The 19,855-nt window shown below is 69.2% G+C and carries 12 protein-coding genes; 4 read left to right on the plus strand and 8 right to left on the minus strand.

Features of this window, described 5'->3' with window-relative positions; genetic code table 11:
• The 5 genes from VFE28_09980 to VFE28_10000 form a co-directional block, all read right to left on the minus strand.
• The coding region (locus tag VFE28_09980; protein HZM16321.1) for a sodium:proton antiporter at positions 1-333 on the minus strand (333 nt) is incomplete at its 3' end.
• A 113-nt stretch (positions 334-446) separates the two neighbouring features.
• Positions 447-2,528: a chloride channel protein gene (locus VFE28_09985; protein HZM16322.1), complete on the minus strand. Its 2,082-nt coding sequence runs from the start codon at positions 2,526-2,528 to the stop codon at positions 447-449.
• 24 nt (positions 2,529-2,552) lie between these two features.
• On the minus strand, positions 2,553-4,100 hold the full coding sequence (gene pruA / locus VFE28_09990; GenBank protein ID HZM16323.1) for an L-glutamate gamma-semialdehyde dehydrogenase: 1,548 nt from the start codon (positions 4,098-4,100) through the stop codon (positions 2,553-2,555).
• A gap of 307 nt (positions 4,101-4,407) precedes the next feature.
• Complete coding sequence (locus VFE28_09995; GenBank protein HZM16324.1) at positions 4,408-7,383, minus strand: S8 family serine peptidase; 2,976 nt, start codon at positions 7,381-7,383, stop codon at positions 4,408-4,410.
• 54 nt (positions 7,384-7,437) lie between these two features.
• Positions 7,438-7,803, minus strand: a complete 366-nt coding sequence (locus VFE28_10000) for a hotdog domain-containing protein (GenBank protein ID HZM16325.1) — start codon at positions 7,801-7,803, stop codon at positions 7,438-7,440.
• 336 nt (positions 7,804-8,139) lie between these two features.
• On the opposite strand from VFE28_10000, the gene VFE28_10005 reads away from it, so the two are divergent.
• Positions 8,140-9,348 (plus strand): hypothetical protein, encoded by a 1,209-nt coding sequence (locus tag VFE28_10005; protein HZM16326.1) that lies wholly within the window; start codon positions 8,140-8,142, stop codon positions 9,346-9,348.
• 103 nt (positions 9,349-9,451) lie between these two features.
• On the opposite strand, the gene VFE28_10010 is transcribed toward VFE28_10005, so the two are convergent.
• Positions 9,452-12,382: a M14 family metallopeptidase gene (locus VFE28_10010; GenBank protein HZM16327.1), complete on the minus strand. Its 2,931-nt coding sequence runs from the start codon at positions 12,380-12,382 to the stop codon at positions 9,452-9,454.
• Positions 12,383-12,717: 335 nt separating this feature from the next.
• On the opposite strand from VFE28_10010, the gene apbC reads away from it, so the two are divergent.
• Entirely contained in the window at positions 12,718-13,797 is a 1,080-nt protein-coding gene (gene apbC / locus VFE28_10015) for an iron-sulfur cluster carrier protein ApbC (GenBank protein HZM16328.1), read from the plus strand.
• A gap of 17 nt (positions 13,798-13,814) precedes the next feature.
• Here the strand turns inward: apbC and VFE28_10020 are convergent, their stop codons facing one another.
• Together VFE28_10020 and VFE28_10025 are read right to left on the minus strand one after the other, a co-directional pair.
• Positions 13,815-15,113 (minus strand): aminotransferase class V-fold PLP-dependent enzyme, encoded by a 1,299-nt coding sequence (locus VFE28_10020; GenBank protein HZM16329.1) that lies wholly within the window; start codon positions 15,111-15,113, stop codon positions 13,815-13,817.
• A gap of 132 nt (positions 15,114-15,245) precedes the next feature.
• Positions 15,246-15,974 (minus strand): cytidylate kinase family protein, encoded by a 729-nt coding sequence (locus VFE28_10025; GenBank protein ID HZM16330.1) that lies wholly within the window; start codon positions 15,972-15,974, stop codon positions 15,246-15,248.
• Positions 15,975-16,158: 184 nt separating this feature from the next.
• Between VFE28_10025 and VFE28_10030 the strand changes: the two genes are divergently transcribed.
• Positions 16,159-17,592, plus strand: coding sequence for a hypothetical protein (locus VFE28_10030; GenBank protein ID HZM16331.1), 1,434 nt, complete (start codon positions 16,159-16,161; stop codon positions 17,590-17,592).
• A gap of 137 nt (positions 17,593-17,729) precedes the next feature.
• Complete coding sequence (speA, locus tag VFE28_10035) at positions 17,730-19,853, plus strand: biosynthetic arginine decarboxylase (GenBank protein ID HZM16332.1); 2,124 nt, start codon at positions 17,730-17,732, stop codon at positions 19,851-19,853.
• Positions 19,854-19,855 lie beyond the last annotated feature (2 nt).

Below are 19,855 nucleotides of genomic sequence, written 5' to 3' on the forward strand. Positions count from 1 at the left end.
GCCACCGGCCACGGTGAACAGCGCCCAGAGCAAGACGATGAACGGCATGTATTCGTGCAGTGTGGTCACCAGGATGGCGTGGACCGCGTCACCCCTGCGAGCGAGCAGGAAGGGAACGGCGAAGATCAGGCCCCAGGCCACAGCCACTTTGGAATAATGATGATGCCAGAAGCGGGGTAGGAAGAGCGGGAAGAGCGCGATGGAGAGGAGGATGCCGGCGAAGGGGAGGATGCTCCAGAGCGGCATGCCTTCCCCGAGAACGGCGGCGCTCACGTTGTCGCCGGCGGGTGTTTCGCCGGCGGCGCAGGTGGCGCCGAGAAGGAACAGCAACATGACGAGCCCCGCGAGAGCGGCAACTCTGGCACGACCTGACGCGGCGGCCCGACGGCGCGCCGCAAGCGAAGGGCAGCGCGCGTGGCGACGGGTTTCGTGCATGCGTTGGTTCCTCAGCGGAGCTTGGCGAAGGTGGCGACATCATCACTGGCGCCGACCACGAGCAGGCTGTCGCCCTGGGCCAGGATGAAGTCCGGCTGCGGCGCGTGATAGTCCTTCCTGCCGCTCGTGCCCATGCGTTCGACGACGATGACGTTGAGCCCGTGGCGCGAGCGGATCTCGGCTTGAGCCAAGTTCTTCCCCACCAGGGGCGGCGGCACCCGGACCGATTGCAGGCGGTAGCCCTCGGGCAGCTCCAACGGGTTGGAGCCGGATTCCATCCCGTCGCGCCAGCGCACCTCGCCGAGCAGTAAGTTGCGCCGCAGGATCTCCCGGTCGAGGAAGCCCAGCAGATCGCGCCGGGTGACGACGCCCAGGAAACGCGAGCCTGGGCCGTTCTCGACCACCGCCACCTCGCCGGTGTCGATGAACCAGAGCTTCTCGTTCACCGCAGCGAGAGAAGCGTCGGCAGGCACCGAACGTGCCGTCTCGGCGAGGTCCTCGGCGATGAGCAGACTGGAGAGCTCCTGCACGGAAAGAATGTTCTTCACCGCGTGCAGTTCGATGGCTCCGGTCAGGTTCCCTTGCTCGTCGCCGACGTAGAGCGTGGGCACCCGCGAGTTGGTGAACAGACGCACGACCTCCTCGAAGGGTGTCGTGGCCCGGAGCAGGGGCACATCGGTGCGCATCAGATCCCGCGCCTTGGTGGCGTGCACGATGCGCTGCTCCAGCGAGCCCTCCCAGGAAATACCGCGGCGGCGCAGTTCGTGGGTGTACACCGAGTCCAGGCGGTGGGTCACCGTGGCGGCGATGCCGCAGGCGAGCAGCAAGGGCAGCACGACGACGTAGTCCCCGGTGAGCTCGGCCACCAGCACCGTCGCCGTCATCGGCGCGTGCGTGGTGGCGGCGATGAGGGCGCCCATGCCGACCAGGGCGTAGGAGGCCACCGAGGCCGTGGTGTCCGGGAAAAGATGATGGATGCCGCCGCCCAAGGAACCGCCCACCGCGGCACCGATGAAAAGCGTCGGGGTGAAGACGCCGCCCGGGCTGCCGGAGGTGACGGAAAACGTCGTCGCCAGGATCTTGGCGACGAGCAACAGTGCCAGGGTGCCGAGGGCGACCCGCTCGTTGAGGATGCCCACCAGCGTCTCGTAGCCGTTCCCGGTGACCTGCGGCAGCCAGAGGGCGAGGACGCCGACGAGGAGGCCGCCGACCCCGGCCCGGGCCCAGCGTGGCAGCGCCAACTGGCTGAAACCGCGCTCTCCCAAACGCAAGGCGCCGAGGAAGAATGCCGCCGCCAGGCCGGTGGCGAGACCCAGAAGCGCGTAGGCGAGGAGCTCCTGCGGCGTGCGCAAGATGAACTCCGGCACCGCATAGATCGGCCCCTCCCAGACCACGACGCGCACCAGCACGGTGGCCACCACCGCTGCCACCACGGTGGGACCGATGAGGTCGGTGGAGAAGCTGCCAGCGACCACCTCGAGGACGAAGAGGGTGCCCGCGATGGGGGTGTTGTAGGCGGCCGCGATGCCGGCGCCGGCGCCGGCAGCCACCAGCACGCGCAGGCGCAGCTCGGTGAGCTGGAAGAAGCGGCCGAGACGCGAACCCAGCGCCGAAGACAGCTGCACGATGGGGCCTTCGCGACCGACGGAGCCGCCGGTCGCCATGGCCAGCACCGAGGCCAATGCGGTGATCAAGGCGCGGGAGACGCTGACGATGCCGCGGCGCAGCGTCACCGCCTCCATGATGCCGGACATCCCGCCGCTGGCGCCGCCGCGCAGGGTGAACTGCACCAGGAGACCGGCGAGAACTCCCCCCGCGGCGGGAACGAAGAGGCGCAGCCAGGGCGAGGCGTTGCTCACCGCCTCATAGAGGTCGCCACTGCCGCCGAACACGACGCGGGTGATGCTCTCGGACAGCCAGCGCACGCCGAGCGCCACGCCGCCGGCAAAGAGGCCGACGACGGCGGAGAGCAGGAAGAAGTGCGAGTGTTCGTCACGCAGGAAGGCGAGGAAGCCGCGCGCCGTCCCCAGAGGGAGCCGACGGACGTCGGCCAGCACGTCCGCGCCGGGGAGGCGCGGAGTCTCCACACGCATCCTCGTTCGACCTCCGCGGCCGGTTCATCGGCGGCGCGACATGGCCTTCGCCTGCATGAACAGCAGCAGGTAGTCCCGCCCGCCCGCCTTCGAGTCGGTGCCGCTCATGTTGAAGCCGCCGAAGGGGTGGGCGCCGACGAGGGCGCCGGTGCACTTGCGGTTGAAGTACAGGTTCCCCACGTGGAAGCGCCGCTTGGCGTCCTGGATCCGCCCCTCGTCCCGGGTGTACACCGCACCGGTGAGGCCGTACTCCGTGTTGTTGGCGATGGCGATGGCGTCGTCCCAGTCGCGCGCCTGGATCACCGCCAGCACGGGGCCGAAGATCTCCTCCTGGGAGAGCGTGGCGCCGGGGGCGACGTCGGCCACGATGGTCGGGGTGACGAAGTGGCCGGGCCCGGGCAGGGCCTCGCCGCCCAGAATCACCCGGCCTTCGCGGCGCCCGGTCTCCACGTACTCGAGGATCTTCGCCTGCGCCCCGGCGTTGATCACCGGCCCCATCCAGTTGTCTTGTTGCTCCGGCGGGCCCACCTTGATCTTGGCGGCACGTTCGCGCAGGCGGCGGAGGAAGTCGTCGTAGATGGATTTTTCCACGATGGCACGCGAGCAGGCCGAGCACTTCTGCCCCTGGTAACCGAAGGCCGAAGCGACGACGCCGTCGGCGGCCTGGTCGAGATCCGCGTCGGCGGCGACGATGATGGAGTCCTTGCCGCCCATCTCGGCGACGACACGCTTGATCCAGATCTGTCCGGGTCGGGGGCTCGCCGCTTTCTGGTTGATGTCGAGCCCCACGTCCTTCGAGCCGGTGAAGGCGATGAAGCGCATCTTCGGATGCTCCACCATGCGGTTGCCCACGCTGCCGCCCGGACCGGAGACGAAGTTGAGCGCTCCCGCGGGGAGGCCCGATTCCGCCAGCAGCTGCACCACCTGCCAGGCGATGACCGGAGCATCGCTGGAAGGCTTGAGCACCACCGTGTTCCCCGCCACCAAGGCCGCGGTGGTCATGCCCGTGAGGATGGCGTTGGGGAAGTTCCAGGGCGGGATCACCGCACCCACCCCGAGCGGCAGATAGACGAGTTCGTTGTCCTCGCCGGGAACTGGGGTCAAGGGCTGCTTCGCCGCATAGCGCAGCATCTCCCGGCCGTAGAACTCCATGAAGTCGATGGCCTCAGCCGTATCCGCGTCGGCCTCCGCCCAGCTCTTCCCCACTTCGAAGACCAACCAGGCGGAGAACCAGTGCTTGCGGCGGCGCATGCTGTCGGCGGCGGTGAAGAGGACCGCGGCGCGCTTCTCCGGGGTCTCGTGCTGCCAGGTCTCGAAAGCGCGCCTGGCCGCCTCGACCGCCTGATCGACCTCCGCCGCAGTGCCCATCTGGAAGCGCCCGAGGACGACGTCGGGCCGCGCCGGATCGGTGGAATCGAAAGTCTTGCCGGCCTCAACCTCGCGCCCGCCGATCCAGAGCGGGTAGGTGCGACCGAAGCTGCTGCGCACTTCCTCGAGGGCGGCGGCGAAGGCGCGGGCATTCTCCGGACGCGTGAAGTCGGTGAGCGGCTCGTTCTTGAACTCGGGCGTCATGGCGGTTCTCAACTCCCTCGGCCCGGGGGCACGCCGGCTTTCTGCGGGGCGCTTCTCTCTGGCGGTGGCGCGCCGCGCGCGACGCGGGACGTGGACGGGACCGGACGAATTTGCGCGACCCGCCAGCTTCCAGTCAAGCGAGCCGGGGGAGGCGGCCAGTGGGGAGCCCGGCGCCGCGGCGTGGCCGCCGCATGCGGCTGACACCGCCACACCGCCGCGGGCCTGCGGCAGCGGCGACGGCAGGCGCCGGCCGCAGCAAGACGGCGTGACAGCGAGTCGAGGCTGTCGCGAATCAGCGGGTCGCGAATCAACGGGTGAGGACGAGGCGTTGCACCTGGATGACGCGCTCGGAGCGCAGCGTCAGCATGTAGACGCCGGAGCCGACGGCGGCACCCTCTTGATCGCGTCCATCCCAGCCGACCTGGACCAGACCGGCGGGTTGCACCCGATCGGCGAGCAGCCGTACCAGGCGCCCGCGGATGTCGTAGATCGCCAGCTGGATCTGCCGCGGCCGGTCTACCTGCAGCGTGAGCCGCGTACCCGGATTGAAGGGATTGGGCATCGCGGGCCCGAGATGGAACCGGAGCGCCGGGCTCTCCGTGGTCTGTGGCGGCATCTCGCCGATCGCTGTCTGGATCGTATCGCCGTAGACGGCGAGAGCGCGATCCGCGTTCAGCTGCAGGTCCGCCAGATTGTCGCCGGCGAGCAGGGCGAACCAGACCCGCAGGCTATCCCCCGGTTGCAGCGTGAAGGGCCCGGTGCTGAGCACATTGCTGATGTCCGTCGGGCCCACCGACTGGATGCCCGTGCCGCTCAGCAGCGTCCACTTCTCGCCCTTCGTCAGACCGTTGTAGACGTTGACCGGTTGCCCAGTGCCGTCGTTGCGCACGGCGCTGTAGCTGGGGACCGGGCCGCCGAAGGTCATGACACCGACGTACGGCAGGCCCGAAACGCTGCCGTTCCAGGCGTAGCCGAGCCGACGCTCCGCATCCCAGGCGGCGCTGTTCTGATCGTAGCCCGCTTCGTCGATATCCCAGTCGAGAAACAGTCCGACCCGCAGACCGGTGAAGGCTCCGGCGGTGGTGTTGGTCACCTTGAAGCCCACGAAGACGAAATCGTCGTTCGGCGGCGCCGCGTAGGCCTCGCTGTGCAGATCCACGCGCACGCCGAGCGGCGTGGTCTGGTTGGCGGTATCGACGAAGGGCGCCAGGATCTCCTGATCGGCCACGGGGCCCGGCGTGAGGCGACGCGGCGGCTGGTTGTTCGCCGGGAGGAAATCACTGCGTTCCACCGTCGATCGGGCGGCGTCGGAGAGCGCGGCCGGACCCGTGCCCAGGAGCAGCGCGCCTTCGAACAGCAAGTTCGGGCCGCCCTGGAACCGGAAACCTTGGCCCTCCTCGCCTTGCAGGCCGCCGGGGAAGCCGATCCAACCCAGATTGCCCGTGCTGGTGAGCGACAGCACCAGGTTGTTGACGTCGTGCGTCTTCACCACCGGTTCGAGGACGATGGGGATCCACTGGAAATCGGTGTACGACGTTCCGGCGATGTCCAAGCGCAGATCGAACTTCGCGCCCGGCGGCGCACTCGGGCTCACCGTGAAAGCGAAAGCGTTGGCCACGTTGGTGGTGGCGCCCCGGGCCAGGGAACCGAGGCTCTGGTTGCCGTCGGTGATGGTGACGTGGGGAGACGGCGAGGTGAGGGTGAGAACGAGAGCGGTGGCGTCGGCCAGGTAGTTGTGCGCTTCCACGGAGACCGTGACGTTCTCGCCCTGGTTCAGCTCGCCATTGCCGTCGGCGTCGTGCAGCGTCCAGTTCGTCAGGCGTACCGAAGGCGATGACAAGCTGACGGCGCGGAAGGCGTTGACGCGCCCCTTGCCTAGGAGGTCCTCGAAACCCGGGTTGAGCGCATTGATGTTGTTGCAGCTGATGCGCAGCTGTTCGCCGACCTCGAGGGGGGTCCAGGTGGGGTGCAGGGACTGGATGAGCGCTGCCACCGCCGCCGCCACGGGAGCCGACATGGAGGTCCCGGTGCTAGAGCCGTACTGGTTCGTGAGGTTGAAGTCGAAGGTGCTGTAGACGGAGACCCCCGCCGCCGCCACGTCCACCCAGCCGCCATAGTTGGAGGCGCTGCCGGTGCCGTAGCGCTGGTCCGTGCTCGGCCCTTGGCCCCAGACGTTGGCCACGGCGATGACGTTGCGGTAGGCCGCCGGGAAGAACGGTGTGCGTGAGTTGTTGTTGCCGGCGGCGGCGATGACGAGCACGCCCTGGGAAGTGGCGTAGTCGATGACGTCCTGCTCCGCCTGCGAGGCGTCGGTGCTCCCCCAGGAGAGGCTGACGATGCGGGCCCCGTTGTCCGCGGCGTAGAGGATGCCTTCGAAGCCGAAGGCGATGCCACCGTCCTGCGTTCCCGAGGCGTTCACCGCCATCAGGCGCGGATTCCAGCTGGCACAAGCGATTCCGACCCCATTGTTCGTCACCGCGGCGAGCAAGCCGCCGGTGTGGGTGCCGTGGTTGGAGTTGCTCGGTGTGGCGGCCCAGTTGCCCCGGGGATCGCCGTTGTCCTCGCGGAAATCCCAGCCGTGCACGTCGTCCACGAAGCCGTTGCTGTCGTCGTCGAGGAAGTTGCCCGGAACCTCTCCGGCATTGGTCCACATGTTCGCCTGCAGATCCTCGTGCAGCCAGTCGGTGCCGCCGTCGATGACGCAGACGATGGGGCTCGTGTCCGCACCCTTGGCGATGTTCCATGCCTGCTCGACCTGCATCACCTGCAGATAAGCCTGCTGCGTGACGTACTGCGGATCGTTGGGCACCGCCGCCAGGTGGTCGTCCTCGCCCACCAGCTGCTGCACCACCACGGGCTCGGCGTACTCGACCTCGGGGAGCGCGGCGAGCTTCCGCGCCAGCCGCCGCAGGTCCGCGTCGGCGCTGACTTCGACCGTGAACAGCCGCTCCACGCCGCCGGGAAGTGGTGCCGTGACCCGACGCCGCAACAGGGGCCGGGCGCTGTCCAGGGCGTCGCCGAGGAGGGCGCGCAGGTGCGGCGAGGTCTTGGTATGCCCGTCCATGGGGGCGCGGAACTTGACCACGAGCCGGCCCGGGACGACGGGCGCACCCGGCTCCGCGCTGGCGTGCAGCGTCCAGCCCTGGCGGGCAGCACCTGCAGGTGCCGCGGCAGCCGGGAAGGCGAGGAGAGGCAGCGTGAGGGCGGCGAGACTCAGCGCGGCATGGCAGGCCGCAGCGAAGATCGCGGTGGTCCCGTAGCTCGTCGGCGCGGGGTGGTGCATCGTCCAGGACTCCGGAGCGTTGCAGGCGGCGACAGTATACAGGATGGCGGCGGCCTAGCGCTGGATCGGGGTGGGGCGCCGGGCCTCGTCCACGTTGACATAGACCACTTCGGCCTCGGTGACCGGCACCTGCGTGTTGTCCTGGTAGCGCCAGGCTTCCACCAGTACCCGGACCCGGAGCGAGGTGCGGCCGAGATGCATCGTGGTGGTGCGGAAGCTGACCACGTCCCCCACGTAGACGGGCTGATGGAAGATCACGCCGTCCAGGGCCACGGTGACCACGTTGGCGCAGCCGACGCGCCGCGCGTGCACGGCGCCGGCCTGGTCGATGTAGCTCAGGATGATGCCGCCGAAGATGGTGCCATGCACGTTCGTGTCTCGCGGCATCATGGTGACGCGCAGCGAAGCTTCTTCCGCCAAGGATGCACCTCCTGATTTCCGGCTCCCCGGGCCGCTTCCAGCCCTGCCGGGTTCGCGGAGTCCAGACCGGAGTGTCCGCCCTCCGCACACCTTCCGTACAGTCCGAAACTGCCGTCGCCCGCGCGTCCAAGTCTGGAGCGGCTTTCCGGGGCGCATGGCGCAACTCACGTGATTCCAGTCGCATCCGTGCGCGGGTTCAAGAGATTTCGTAGCTCCGTGGCTTCTCCGCAGACGGGCACCAGTTGACAGCACCGGCCTTCCCGTTGATGATTCGCGCCGCCACGGGCCCGACGGGCTCGAGGAACCGGCCCGAGAGGCTCAAATACGGAGGACGAGATGCTCAGCCGCTTTACGCGACTTCTGGTACTGTCCCTGATCCTGCTGTCCCTGGCGAGCCCAGGCTTTGCGGCTCGGCGCTCGTCGCTGGGCGGCAACCTTCTGATCAAGGACACGGACGACATCTTCTTCCTGCCGCAGCGAGTCGTCGACTACAACCGGTTGTTGACGTTCGACTACGGCAGCAGCTCGGGCCTCGGCTCGGGCGGGATGATCTGGGGAAGCGAACGCATGGTCTTCGGTGCGTTTTCGCACCGCAGTGACTTCTTGGGCGCGATCCCCAACGCTTTCTTCACGATTGGCGATTTCGCCAGCATCAACAACGACGGGCAGAACGACCTCTTCGGCACCATCGGTGCCGGACCGGCGGGCGGCCCGTTCCAGTGGCTCGATCTCCTCTTCGGCTTCGGCAGCAACACCCCCATGGGGATTCGCCTGTCGGTCGGCCGGGCCCAGGATGACACCAACGCCCCGCCGGCGCCGGAGGACAAGAGCGGCGTCACCAGCGTGGACGTCGTGTTCGGTCTCACCATGAAGAACGCCATCGAGCTGTCCGGTGAGGTCAGCTTCGCGTCGGGCACCGACGAGGTCGCTGGCACGCCTGGTGCCAAGACCGAGACTTCGCCGGTGGGCTTCGCCATCGGCGCGCGCAAGACCGCCACGGAGGAGAGCGAAGATCTGCAGTTCGGCTGGCTGGGGAACTTCAGCTACGTGACCGGCGGCTCCGACGTCACCGGCACCACCACCTCCGAGAACGACCTCACGTCGATGGCGTTCTTGGTCGGCCTCGGCCCGGTGTACACGCCGACCGAGCGGACCTCCGTCGCCACGTATGGCACCTTCGCCTACCAGCGCACGACGGACAAGACCACCGCGGGTGGTACGACCAGCGAGCTCACCTCGACCGACTACGTCATCCCGGGCTGGAACGTCGCCGGAGAGGTCGAACTCGCGTCGTGGCTGCAGTGGCGTGGTGGCCTCGTGTCCCGCTACGTGATCTCCAACACCAAGCAGGAGAACACCGGTGCCCCGAACGAGACGACGGATACCTCGGGCCTGTCGTTCGAGTGGCACACCGGCGTGGGCTTCACGCTCGGGAACTTCAAGCTGGACGGCTACATCGATCCGTCCGTGATCACCAGTGGAACGGACCTGTTGGGTAACTCCAACGACCTGTTCGGCATGGTGACGGCGAGCTACGGCTTCTGAGCCGCTCTCGCTGCGCTCGCTTGCCCGGCCCCGGTTTGCACCGGGGCCGGGTTTTTTTTAAGCGGAGAGAAGCCCTCTTGAGCGTGCGCCGCGCCCGCGCCTCTCACCAAGGTGATGGGTGCGAGACCCCGAGGCCCGGGCCGAGGAGGACGGCGTTGAGCAGCAGCCTCTCCGTGCCGCGGGTGGCGCGCCGGACGGTCGGGTCGATGGCGAAGAGGATGACCTGCCCCTTGCCCTGGGACTCGCGGGTGACGACGGCGGTGCGGGCGACGCGGCTCGCCGTTTCGGGCCAGAGCAGTCCCGAAAGGTGCAGGCTGTCGATTTCGGCGTAGCGGGCCGCGACGCGGATGGGCTCGCGCGCGATGAGGGCGAGATCGCTGGCGAGCAGCACGGGCAGCTTCGCCGCCACACCGCTGGTGAGCCAATCGTCGGTGTCCACGTCGGCGCGCACCAGGGCACCGCGGGCGCGGAAGCGGCGCAGGCGCGCATCGGCGCGAGCGAGATCCTCGCGCTTCACTTCCGGCTTCTTCGCTTCCTCCTTCGCTTTCGCCGCCTTCTTCTCCGGCGCCAGGGCATAGCGCACCCCCGGCGGTCGCACCTGTTGCACGAAGCGCCGCGCCCCGGGACCGAGGAGCGGCATGTCCGCCGCCGCCGGCGCCCGTGCCGCGTCCCCCACCGCCTCGAGCCGCGGACTCTCCGGCAGCGGGAGCTGCGCCAAGGCGGGCGCGTACTGCGCCAGCACGTCGCGGCGCTGCCGCACCGCCGACAGGCCCTGGGCACTGTCGCTGGCGCAGGCCGCCCCGGCGCCGATGGCGACGAGGGTGCCGCCGGCCTTCACCCAGGTGCGCAGGTTGTCGATGCCGGCAGGTCCCAGGGCGCGGGCATAGGCAGCGCCGCTGCCGAAGGCATCGGGCATGACCACGACGTTGTACTTGGAGAGATCCATGTCTTCCACCGCGGTCACATCCAAACAGGAGACGCGCATCTGCAGCTCCTGGTCGAAGAGGTGCCAGAGTGAACCGTAGGAGGTGAAGGAAACCGGATTTCCGGCGAGCAGGGCGACGCGCGCCGGCTCCAGCGCCGGAAAGCGGTTGCCCCCCAGATCCGGGCCGGCGTCGGCACGGCCGCTGTCGGTGGGATGGATGGGGACTCCGGTCAGGCGCTGCACCGCCGCCACCATGGCAGGGAGCGATTCCGGGTTGGCGTTCACGCGCAGCAGGGCGCTACCGCGGGCGAAGCGCTGGCCGGCGACAGCGAAGTCCTCCAAGGCGAGGCGCACGCTCGCGCCCCGCTCGAGGAGCGCCGCCACGGCGCGCAGGCTCGCGTCGCTGGCGCCATCGAAGACATAGGCATAAGACGGCCGCCGGCTTTCTCCCGGCACCATCGCTTCCGCTTGGACTTTCTGCAGTGGTCCGCGGGGCGCCTCCGCCGTCCAGTAACACTCGACGCCGTAAGCGAGCGGCAGGGACCAGGTGGTCACGTCGTAGAGACGGGTGCCTTTGTCCTTCTCCAGGTAATCCCGTTCCTCCCTGAGGAAGCTGTCGGGCATGGCGAGATGGAAGTCGAAGAGCGTGCGCACCAGCGCGCCGAGGGGTTGCTCGAGCCCCACCACGTAGCTGCCGGCAGGCACCTCTTTTCTCCCCCACGTGCCGCCCCAGTAGTCGTGGGCGCCGGAGAGCACGAAGGGCGCCGAGGCTTGGCTGACCTCGATGCCCTGGAGCTCCAAGGTGTGCGCCAGGTGCCGGGCCCGGTCGGGGCTCGTGCCCGGGAGGAAGACGAAAGCGCGCAGCGGCCCGTTTTTGCCTGCGGTCACGGCGTGCTGGCGGGCGCCGCGGTAGTCGCGCAGGAGGGCGCGGCGATGCTGCATGAGGGTCTGCAGATTGGTGAGCGAGCTCTGGAACTGATGCTGCACCGCCTCGCGGTACGAGAGGTAGCTGCCATCGCTCTGCCGCAGCACGGTGCCGTCGGTGGAGGCCTGCTCGTAGAGCATGCCGATGGCGCCGCCGTACATGGCCCAGGAGCTGCCATAGCCGGGGAAGAATTCCTCGTTCCACTCCCGTGTGTAATGACTCCAGCCGCGGCGGTCGAAGGCCGCCGCCTGATCGCCGGCGAAGATCCTCCACCAGGTTTGGGCCGTGGGCGGCAAGTGCGGGTTGAAGGGGGCGCGTGGCGGCGAGAAGAGATAGGTATCGTTGCCGCCCATCTCGTGCGCGTCCACCACCAGCTGCGGATGCCAGGCGAGGATCGTCTGCACCCGCTCCCGCGTTTCCGGGTGTACCAGCGTGAACCAGTCGCGGTTGAGATCGAAGAGGTAATGGTTGCCCCGTCCCCAGGGCCAGAAGCCGCGATGCTGCAAGCTCTGGTCGTCCGGACTGGGAATCTGTCCGTTCAGCGCCCCCATCTGCGCCAGGTACCGTTCGCGGCCGTCGGGATTCTCGGTCGGATCGAGGATGACGAGGAGGGAGTCGCGCAGCGCTTGGGTCGTCGCGTCCGTGCCGGCGGCGAGCTGATAGGCGAGCTGCAGCGCCGCATCGCACCCCGAGAGCTCGTCGCCATGGATCGAGTAACCGAACCAAGCCACGGCAGGTAGGTCCGGGGCGGGGGATTCAGGCGCGCTCTCCCGGGGCTCCGCGAAGTGCGCCAGGCGCTCCTGGATCGAGGCGAGAGCTGCCCCTTCGAGCCGGCGCTCGTCACCGAGGATCAGGTGGAAGAGCTCGCGCCCTTCGTGCGTCTGCCCGTGAATGAACAACCGGGCCCTGGGTGAGGTTTCGTCGAGGCGGGAGAAATAGCGGCGGATCTCGTCGTAGCGCGCCGGGCGGCTGCCCACCGGGAAGCCGAGCACGGCTTCCGGCGTCGGCACCTGCGGATCGTAGCTGCCGCCGGGAAAGAAGAAGGTCGCATCCCAGCGTTCCGAGGCGAAGCGCAAGTGGGACGGGCCCACCTGCTGCGCGCTCGAGGGAAGCGCCAGTCCGAGCAAGGCGGCGGCGCAGAACCAGCGCGAGGGAAATCGACGGCGAGGGGAAGACGCGAGCATGCGGCGCTCCTTCGTGGACCGCGCCAGGCGGCGCCAGCCGAACGCGCGTGCCGCCGCCCGGGGAGCGGCGCACGCAGGAAAGCGGCAGGGACGTGCGGGAATCTAGCGCAAGCGCTGGCGCAGCGCGAGGTCGCCGCTCCCGTCGCCACGTCCCCTCGTCGCGACGGGCGCCGCTGCGGCACCGAGCCTGCGCCGGGGCCGCCTTGACCGTGGCCCAGCCGGGCGTTAGGTTCGCCTCCCGGCTCGGGGGCTCGAGCACCTCCCGGCGCCAGGTGAGCTCCCTCCTGATTCGCCGCTGCACTTCCCGCGGCGGTGCCCGACGAGAGGATTCCCGCATGAGCGATCCAGCGCCGAAGGAACAGGTCCTCGCCGCCCTCCGCGCCCTCCAGCATCCCGACTTGGGCCGGGATGTCGTCACCCTCGGCTTCGTCAAGGAGGTCGAGGCGAGCGGCGCCGAGGTCGCGGTGACCTTCGAGCTCCCCACCCCCGCGGCAGCATGGAAGGAGCGCATGGAAGCCGAAGCGCGCGCTCTCCTCGAACGCCTCCCCGGGGTGAAGCAGGTGCGGGTGAAGACGACGCTCCGCATCGGCGTCGTTCCGGGCCCGCGCGAGGACACCTTGCAGGGCATCAAGAACATGCTCGCGGTGGCGAGCGGCAAGGGCGGCGTGGGCAAGTCCACTGTGGCGGTGAACCTGGCGTTGGCGCTGCAGCGGCAAGGGGCGGCGACAGGGCTCCTGGATGCGGACATCTACGGCCCCAGCATCCCGATCATGATGGGAACGAGGGAGCGCCCGCCGGGCCAGCAAGGCCACCAGCTCCTGCCGGTGCAGGCGCACGGACTCAAGATGATGTCCATCGGTTTCGTGGCGCCGGCGGATGCGCCGGTCATCTGGCGCGGACCGATGGTGCACAAGATCGTGACCGAGTTCCTGCGCAACGTGGCCTGGGGCGAGCTGGACTATCTGGTGGTGGACCTGCCGCCGGGCACGGGGGACGCGCAGCTCACCCTGACGCAGACGGCGCCGCTCTCGGGCGCGGTGGTGGTGACCACGCCGCAGGACGTGGCGCTCGAGGACGTGGTGCGCGCCATGCGCATGTTCGAAGAGGTCAAGGTGCCGATCCTCGGCATCGTGGAGAACATGAGCTCCTTCGTCTGCCCGCAATGCGGCCACCGCGAGGACATCTTCGCCCGCGGCGGGGGCCGGCGCGCCGCCGAACGCTTCGGGGTGCCTTTCCTCGGCGAGATTCCCATCCTACCCTCGATCCGTAGCGCCGGCGACCGGGGCCTGCCCATCGTGGCGGCGGAACCGGAAGGCGAGGCCGCCCAGGCCTTCCTCGCCGTGGCGGGCGCGGTGGCGGCGCAGCTCGCCAGCCTCTCGGCGCGCCCGCGCCGCCCGCCGACGATCAAGTTCTGATGTGAAACGCCGAAGCGCTAGGCGAGGGCGAGACGGCGAATGCCTTCGACGAGCTGCTCCACGTCGGCCTTGCGGTTCACCAAGTGCGTCGAGGCGCGCACGCAGTTGAGCCCCGGCGTGGCGACGGGATGCACGCGCACCGCGAGCTCCGTTCGCAACCAGTCGGCCACCTGCGTGTACGGCCGCCGCGTCACTCGGATGCCGACGAGGGGGAAGAGCGCCGCCCTTTCGGGCGTGGTGAGCAGCTCGATCCCGCCAATGCCGGCGAGGCCTTCCACCAGGTGCTGTGCCAGGAGCGTGGCGTGCTCCCGCACCACCTCGATGCTGAGTCCCGCGAGCCACTCCATCGAGGTCGCCAGGCCGGTGGCGAGGGCCGGCGCACGGGCCTCGAGCTCCAAGTCCCGCGCTGCGGTAACGCCGGCCGTCTGCGGCTCGTCGGAGGTCGTCGTGTCGTCGACGCGTCGACAGCGCGGCACCAGCCGCGGCAGGAGCTGCTGGCGTACATAGAGGAGCGCCGTTCCCTCGGGGCCGAGGAGGAAGCCGCTCCCGGAAGCGACATACCCGTCCACGCCGAGGGCGTGCAGATCCACCGGCACCATCCCGGCAGCGAGCGAGCCGTTCACCACCACCAGCACTCCTTGCTGGCGAGCCGCGGCGCACACCTCTTGCAGCGGCAGCAGCTCGCCCGTCGTCGGTGAAACCTGGGAGACGACGAGGACGGCGGCGCCAGAGAGCGCGGCGCGCCACACCGGTGCCTGCGGGCGCGGGGCGAAGGGTCGGAGCTTCACCCGTCCGGCCCGTGCCAGCGCCACCCAAGGGACGAACGTGCTCGGGGGTTCGTGCGCCGACAGAGCCACGACGGCACCGGGAGGGAGCGACAGGCTCTCCGCCAGCGTCAGCATCGCCTCGGTGGCGTCGTGCATGAGAGCGATCTCCGCCGCGTCGGCGCCGAAGAAACGGGCCACCGTGGTGCGCGCCGTCTCGACCGGATCCACGCTCCGCGTGACCGCATGGGCGGCGAGGTCGGTGGCGGTGCGCTGCATCTGCTCCAGCGTCTGCAGCGGCGTGATGCCGTGGTCGGCATGGTCGAAATAGCGTTCGCCCGGCTCGAGCGGGAAATCTTCCAGGAGGTCCTTCCAGAAGCGATGCGCCAGGTTGCCGCGGGCCTCTTTGGGTGCCAGAGGCGCTTCGGTGAACTGCCCGTGGGCGACGCGGGCGAGCAGCGCTCCTGCCGGCAAAGCGGCGCCGAGGGCGAGGATCTGGCGGCGGGACAGTCGCGACGGCTTCGCTCGCTCCGGGCCTTGGCCAGACTCCACGTTGCCTCCGGGGAGAGTCGACAAGCCGCTGGCGCTCCCGCGCCTGCGAGCGGCTCGGTGGCGGGCCCCTAGAATGGGGCCAAGGCGGGCATTCGTCCAGAGGCAATGCAAGCGCGTCCCAGCGCCAGCGCTTCAGTGCGCGTGGCGTGGCGCGGCCGCAGCAGCGAAGGCGTGCGGGAACCGTTGCTGCAGGGCGACGACGATGGTACGCGCCGCCACCTCGACCCCCATGCGGTCCAGGTGGACGCAGAGGTCGTAGCCGAGAGGGTCGTCCACCTGACGGTGGAAGCTGCGCCAGACGAACTCACTCCTCCATCGATCCAGACGGCGGAGGCCGCGGCGGGAAGCGACGGCGCTCGCCGGCGGCAGCTCTTCGCGCCAGCGCTGCAGTCTGGACTCGAAATCGCGCACCACCAGGACGGCCAGACGGTGTTGCTGGGGAATGACGAAGCTGGCGCCGCGGCCGACGAAGATGCCGCGCCCCTCCATGGCGAGGGAGAAGAGCAGACGCGACAGGCGCTGTACGTAGCCGGCGCTCGACATGTGATCGGGCACGAGGAGATGGTAGATCCAGTCTTCCCGGTAGCCGAGCAGGCGCTCGTCGAGGGACTCGAGAACGCTCTTGCCCAGCTCGTCGTTCTCGTGCAGCGCCGCGCGGATCTGGCGGTCGAAGACTTGCCAGCCGATCGTGGCAGCGATGCGCTCGGCGAGCTCGCCGGCTCCAGAGCCCGGGGGCTGCGCGAGCGCGAGGTTGGCGCGGGGCGTGCTCTCTGGAACGGGCGGGTGCGGCTGCTCGCTCTGCCAGAGTCGGGCCTGGCGGTCCAGGAGACGCTCGATCTGACCAACGCGGACGGCCTTCATGGCGGACCTCCTGGGGTCCGGGGAGCACGCCCGCTAACGCGGCGCGCGGCATCCCAGCGTCCTCGAATCTACGGCGCCCGCAGCGCCTGGGGTAGGATGCACGGCGCAGCCGGCGGGGGCGCGCCGGGAGCAGGGCTCGGCGTGAGTCGCCTCGGCTCGGAGCCTCGTCCGCGGGAGGACAGCGTTGGCGCGGTGGCTTGCCCTCGGTTTGGCCTTGGCGATGGGCCTCGCCCTCCTCGCCAGTCGGTCGGAGCAGGAATGGCGCCCTTGCGCCCATCTCGGCAAGGAGCTGAAGGAGTGCTCCGGCATCGTCGCCAGTCGCCAGTTCCCGGGCGTGCTGTGGGCCCACAACGACTCGGGCGATCTGCCGAGGCTCTTCGCCTTGGAGCGCTCTGGGCGCATCCTGCGCGAGGTGCACGTGCTGGGCGCGCGCAACGTCGACTGGGAAGACCTGACCATCGACGATGCCGGGCGCTTGTACATCGGCGACTTCGGCAACAACAAGAACGAGAGGCGCGACCTCGTCGTCTACGTGATCCGGGAGCCCGACCCGCGCGCTCCCGGCCCCGAGATCCAGAGCGTGCCCGCGCTGCAGCAGATCCCGTTCTCCTTCCCGGAGCAGAAGGCTTTCCCCGATCCGGAGCACCTCGACTTCGATTGCGAAGCCTTGTTCTGGGACCACGGCCGTCTCTACGTGCTGACCAAGCATCGCAGTGATACCCGCACGGTTCTCTATCGCCTGCCGGCCGCGGGGGAGCCGCCGTTGGCTCAGGCGCTGGGAACCGCCGAGATCGGCAGCCAGGTGACCGCGGCGGCCTTATTCCCCGATGGCCGCCGGCTGTTGGTGCTCTCGTACCAGTACATCCATGTCTTCGACCGTGCCCCGGGGACAGAGAACTTCCTCGGCGCTCTCGAGCATCGGGTCGTCATCGAAGGCAGGCAGTGCGAGGGCCTCTGTTTCTTCGACGACGAAGTCCTGTTCGCCAACGAGCAGCGCGAGATGTACTGCCTCGGCCTCGAGCAAGTACTGCAGGCGGACACCTATCTGCCGGCGCCGCCGCGGCTGCGACTGCGCCACGCCGAGCCGGGACCGGGTAGCGGCACCGACTGGGCGGCGCAAACGGCGCTGCCGCTGCACTCGGAGTTCCCGGCAGGAGAGGCGAGCGGTGCGGCGCCGCAGATTCGCCTCGGGTGGTGCGAGCGCGGCTTGCTGCTTCGCGCCCGCTGGTCACTGCCACAGGGGACCGTTCACGCCGGCGAGGCGGGCGAGACGCTCCTCTACCTCATGTGCGGGCCGCCCGAGGCGGCGACACCCAAGCTGCAAAGCGGCCAGCAGGTCTGGGAGGCACGTCGGGTGGATGACGACATCGAGCTGCGCCCGCTGCTGCCGGAGCCGGGGGCCGCGCTGCCGGGCTCCGTCGTGCAGCGCTCGGAGAGCACCCTCGTCCTCGAGGCGCTCGTGCCGCTCGCGCTCGGCGCCGGCACCGACCTGGCGCTCAACGTCATCCTGCTGCAACCGGCGGCACCAGAAGCGCACGAGTGGTCGTGGGCAGGCGGCAGCTCCACCCAGCCCTTGGAGAACCCGCTGCTCTGGGGGCGCGTGGAGCTCGTGCCGTGACCGCAGTCGCGACGGCGATCTTCGCCTGGGTGACGATTCCCAGCTCCGATGCTGGCGCTGGCGGCGGGATCTGTTAAGCTGTCGGCGATGTTCATCGCCCTCGAATCCACGGCTCGATGCATGTCGGAGGCAAGCAGTTGAAGGAGACGAGCACGCGCGGGGAGATGCGTTCCTGGACGCTCCGAGACTCGGCGGAGCTCTACAACATCGAGGGTTGGGGCGGAGGCTTCTTCCGCATCGGCGAGACCGGGCACATCGAGGTGACCCCGGACGGCCCCGGCGGCCGGCATCTGGACCTCTTCGACCTCGTCGGTGACCTGCAGCGGCGCGGCCTCGGAATGCCCCTCCTCATCCGCTTCTCCGACATCTTGCACAGCCGCGTGCGCACGCTGGTCGGCTGCTTCGACAACGCCATCCGCGACTACGGCTACCAGGGCCGGTACCGCGGCGTCTATCCCATCAAGGTGAACCAGCAGCGCCAGGTGGTGGAAGAACTGGTGCGCTTCGGCAAGCCCTACCACCTGGGGCTGGAAGTGGGATCCAAACCGGAGCTCTTGGCGGCGCTGCCACTCCTCGACGGCCCCGAGTCGCTCCTCGTCCTCAACGGTTACAAGGACGTGGAGTACATGGAGACGGCGCTCCTGGCGCAGAAGCTCGGGCGTCATCCCGTCATCGTCATCGATCGCTACCGGGAGCTCGACCGCCTGCTGGCCATCGCCGCCCGCCTGGGCGTGCGGCCCAAGATCGGCGTGCGCGCCAAGCTCACCACCCGCGGTGCGGGCAAGTGGATGGAGTCCACCGGCGACCGCTCCAAGTTCGGCCTCACGGCGACGGAGATGGTCATGCTGGTCGACCGCCTGCGCGACGGCGGCATGCTCGACTGCCTGGAGCTCCTGCACTTCCACATCGGCTCGCAGATCTCCGCGGTGCGGGCCATCAAGGACGCGATGAAGGAAGCTTGCCGCATCTTCGTGGAGCTCGTGCGGGCCGGCGCCGGCATGCGCTATCTCGACGTGGGGGGCGGGCTCGGCGTGGACTACGACGGTTCCTCCACCAGCTGGACCTCGTCGGTCAACTACACCATGCAGGAGTACGCCAACGACGTCGTCGCCGCCATCCAGCAGGCCTGCGACGAATACCAGGTGGCGCACCCGGACATCGTGAGCGAGTCGGGGCGGGCGCTGGTGGCACACCACTCGGTCCTCGTCTTCGACATCCTGGATGTGGATTGTCTGCTCCCCGGGCAGGGGGCGCCGCGGGAAGCGGAAACGCGGCAAGAGCACAGCGTCATCCAGAGCTTGGCGGAAACCTGGCGGTCCGTGTCGCGCAAGAACTTCCAGGAGGCGTACCACGACGCGCTGCAGCTCAAAGAGGAGGCCACCGGTCTGTTCAACATGGGACTCCTGGATCTGCGCGAGCGCGCCCGGGTGGAACAGCTCTTCTGGGGCACCTGCGAGTCCATTCTCAAGATCATCCGCGAGCTGGACTACGTGCCCGACGACCTCGAGGGCTTGGAGAAGGGCCTCGCCGACACCTATTATGGCAACTTCTCGATTTTCCAGTCGGCTCCGGACCACTGGGCGGTGAAGCAGCTGTTCCCCACCATCCCCATCCACCGGTTGCACGAGCGGCCGTCGCGGCGCGGCGTCATCGCCGACCTCACCTGCGATTCCGACGGCAAGATGGACCAGTTCATCGATCTCCGGGACGTGAAGAACTGCCTGGAGCTGCACCCGAGCAACGGCGAGCGCTACTACCTGGGGACCTTCCTCATCGGCGCCTATCAGGAGATCCTGGGGGACCTGCACAACCTCTTCGGCGACACCAACACCGTGCACGTGGCGCTCGACGACAGCGGTTACCGGGTGGATCACGTGGTGGAAGGGGACACGGTGACCGACGTGCTCGGCTACGTCGAGTTCCGCCGCCACGAGCTGGTGGAGAAGATGCGCCAGGCCACCGAGCAGGCGCTGCGCGAGGGGCGGATCTCGTTGGAGGATTCGGCGCTCCTCATCAGCCGTTACGACCAGGGGCTGCGCGGCTACACCTACCTGCGGGAGATGCAGGACGACGAGTTCCAGAACGCCCTCGCCACCCTCCGCCCGGTGGCCGCGGCTTCCCAGGCGGCGTCGAACGGCCGCTCCGGCGCGCCCCGTGCCGCCGCCGAAGGCGAAAGCAGCTCCGCCCGCGGCGAGACGCCGCGCGCGGCGGAGAACGGCGAGGCGGCGGCGACCCGCGCCGTCGGCAAGAACGGAACTTGAAC

The organism is Candidatus Krumholzibacteriia bacterium, from assembly GCA_035649275.1.
In the GTDB taxonomy this organism is placed as follows: domain Bacteria; phylum Krumholzibacteriota; class Krumholzibacteriia.

Excerpts from the sequence above, each read along its gene's own strand:
- VFE28_09985 (HZM16322.1), bottom strand. The coding sequence starts at position 2,528 with ATGCGTGTGGAGACTCCGCGCCTCCCCGGCGCGGACGTGCTGGCCGAC.
- pruA (HZM16323.1), bottom strand. The coding sequence starts at position 4,100 with ATGACGCCCGAGTTCAAGAACGAGCCGCTCACCGACTTCACGCGTCCG.
- VFE28_09995 (HZM16324.1), bottom strand. The coding sequence starts at position 7,383 with ATGCACCACCCCGCGCCGACGAGCTACGGGACCACCGCGATCTTCGCT.
- VFE28_10005 (HZM16326.1), top strand. The coding sequence starts at position 8,140 with ATGCTCAGCCGCTTTACGCGACTTCTGGTACTGTCCCTGATCCTGCTG.
- VFE28_10010 (HZM16327.1), bottom strand. The coding sequence starts at position 12,382 with ATGCTCGCGTCTTCCCCTCGCCGTCGATTTCCCTCGCGCTGGTTCTGC.
- apbC (HZM16328.1), top strand. The coding sequence starts at position 12,718 with ATGAGCGATCCAGCGCCGAAGGAACAGGTCCTCGCCGCCCTCCGCGCC.
- VFE28_10025 (HZM16330.1), bottom strand. The coding sequence starts at position 15,974 with ATGAAGGCCGTCCGCGTTGGTCAGATCGAGCGTCTCCTGGACCGCCAG.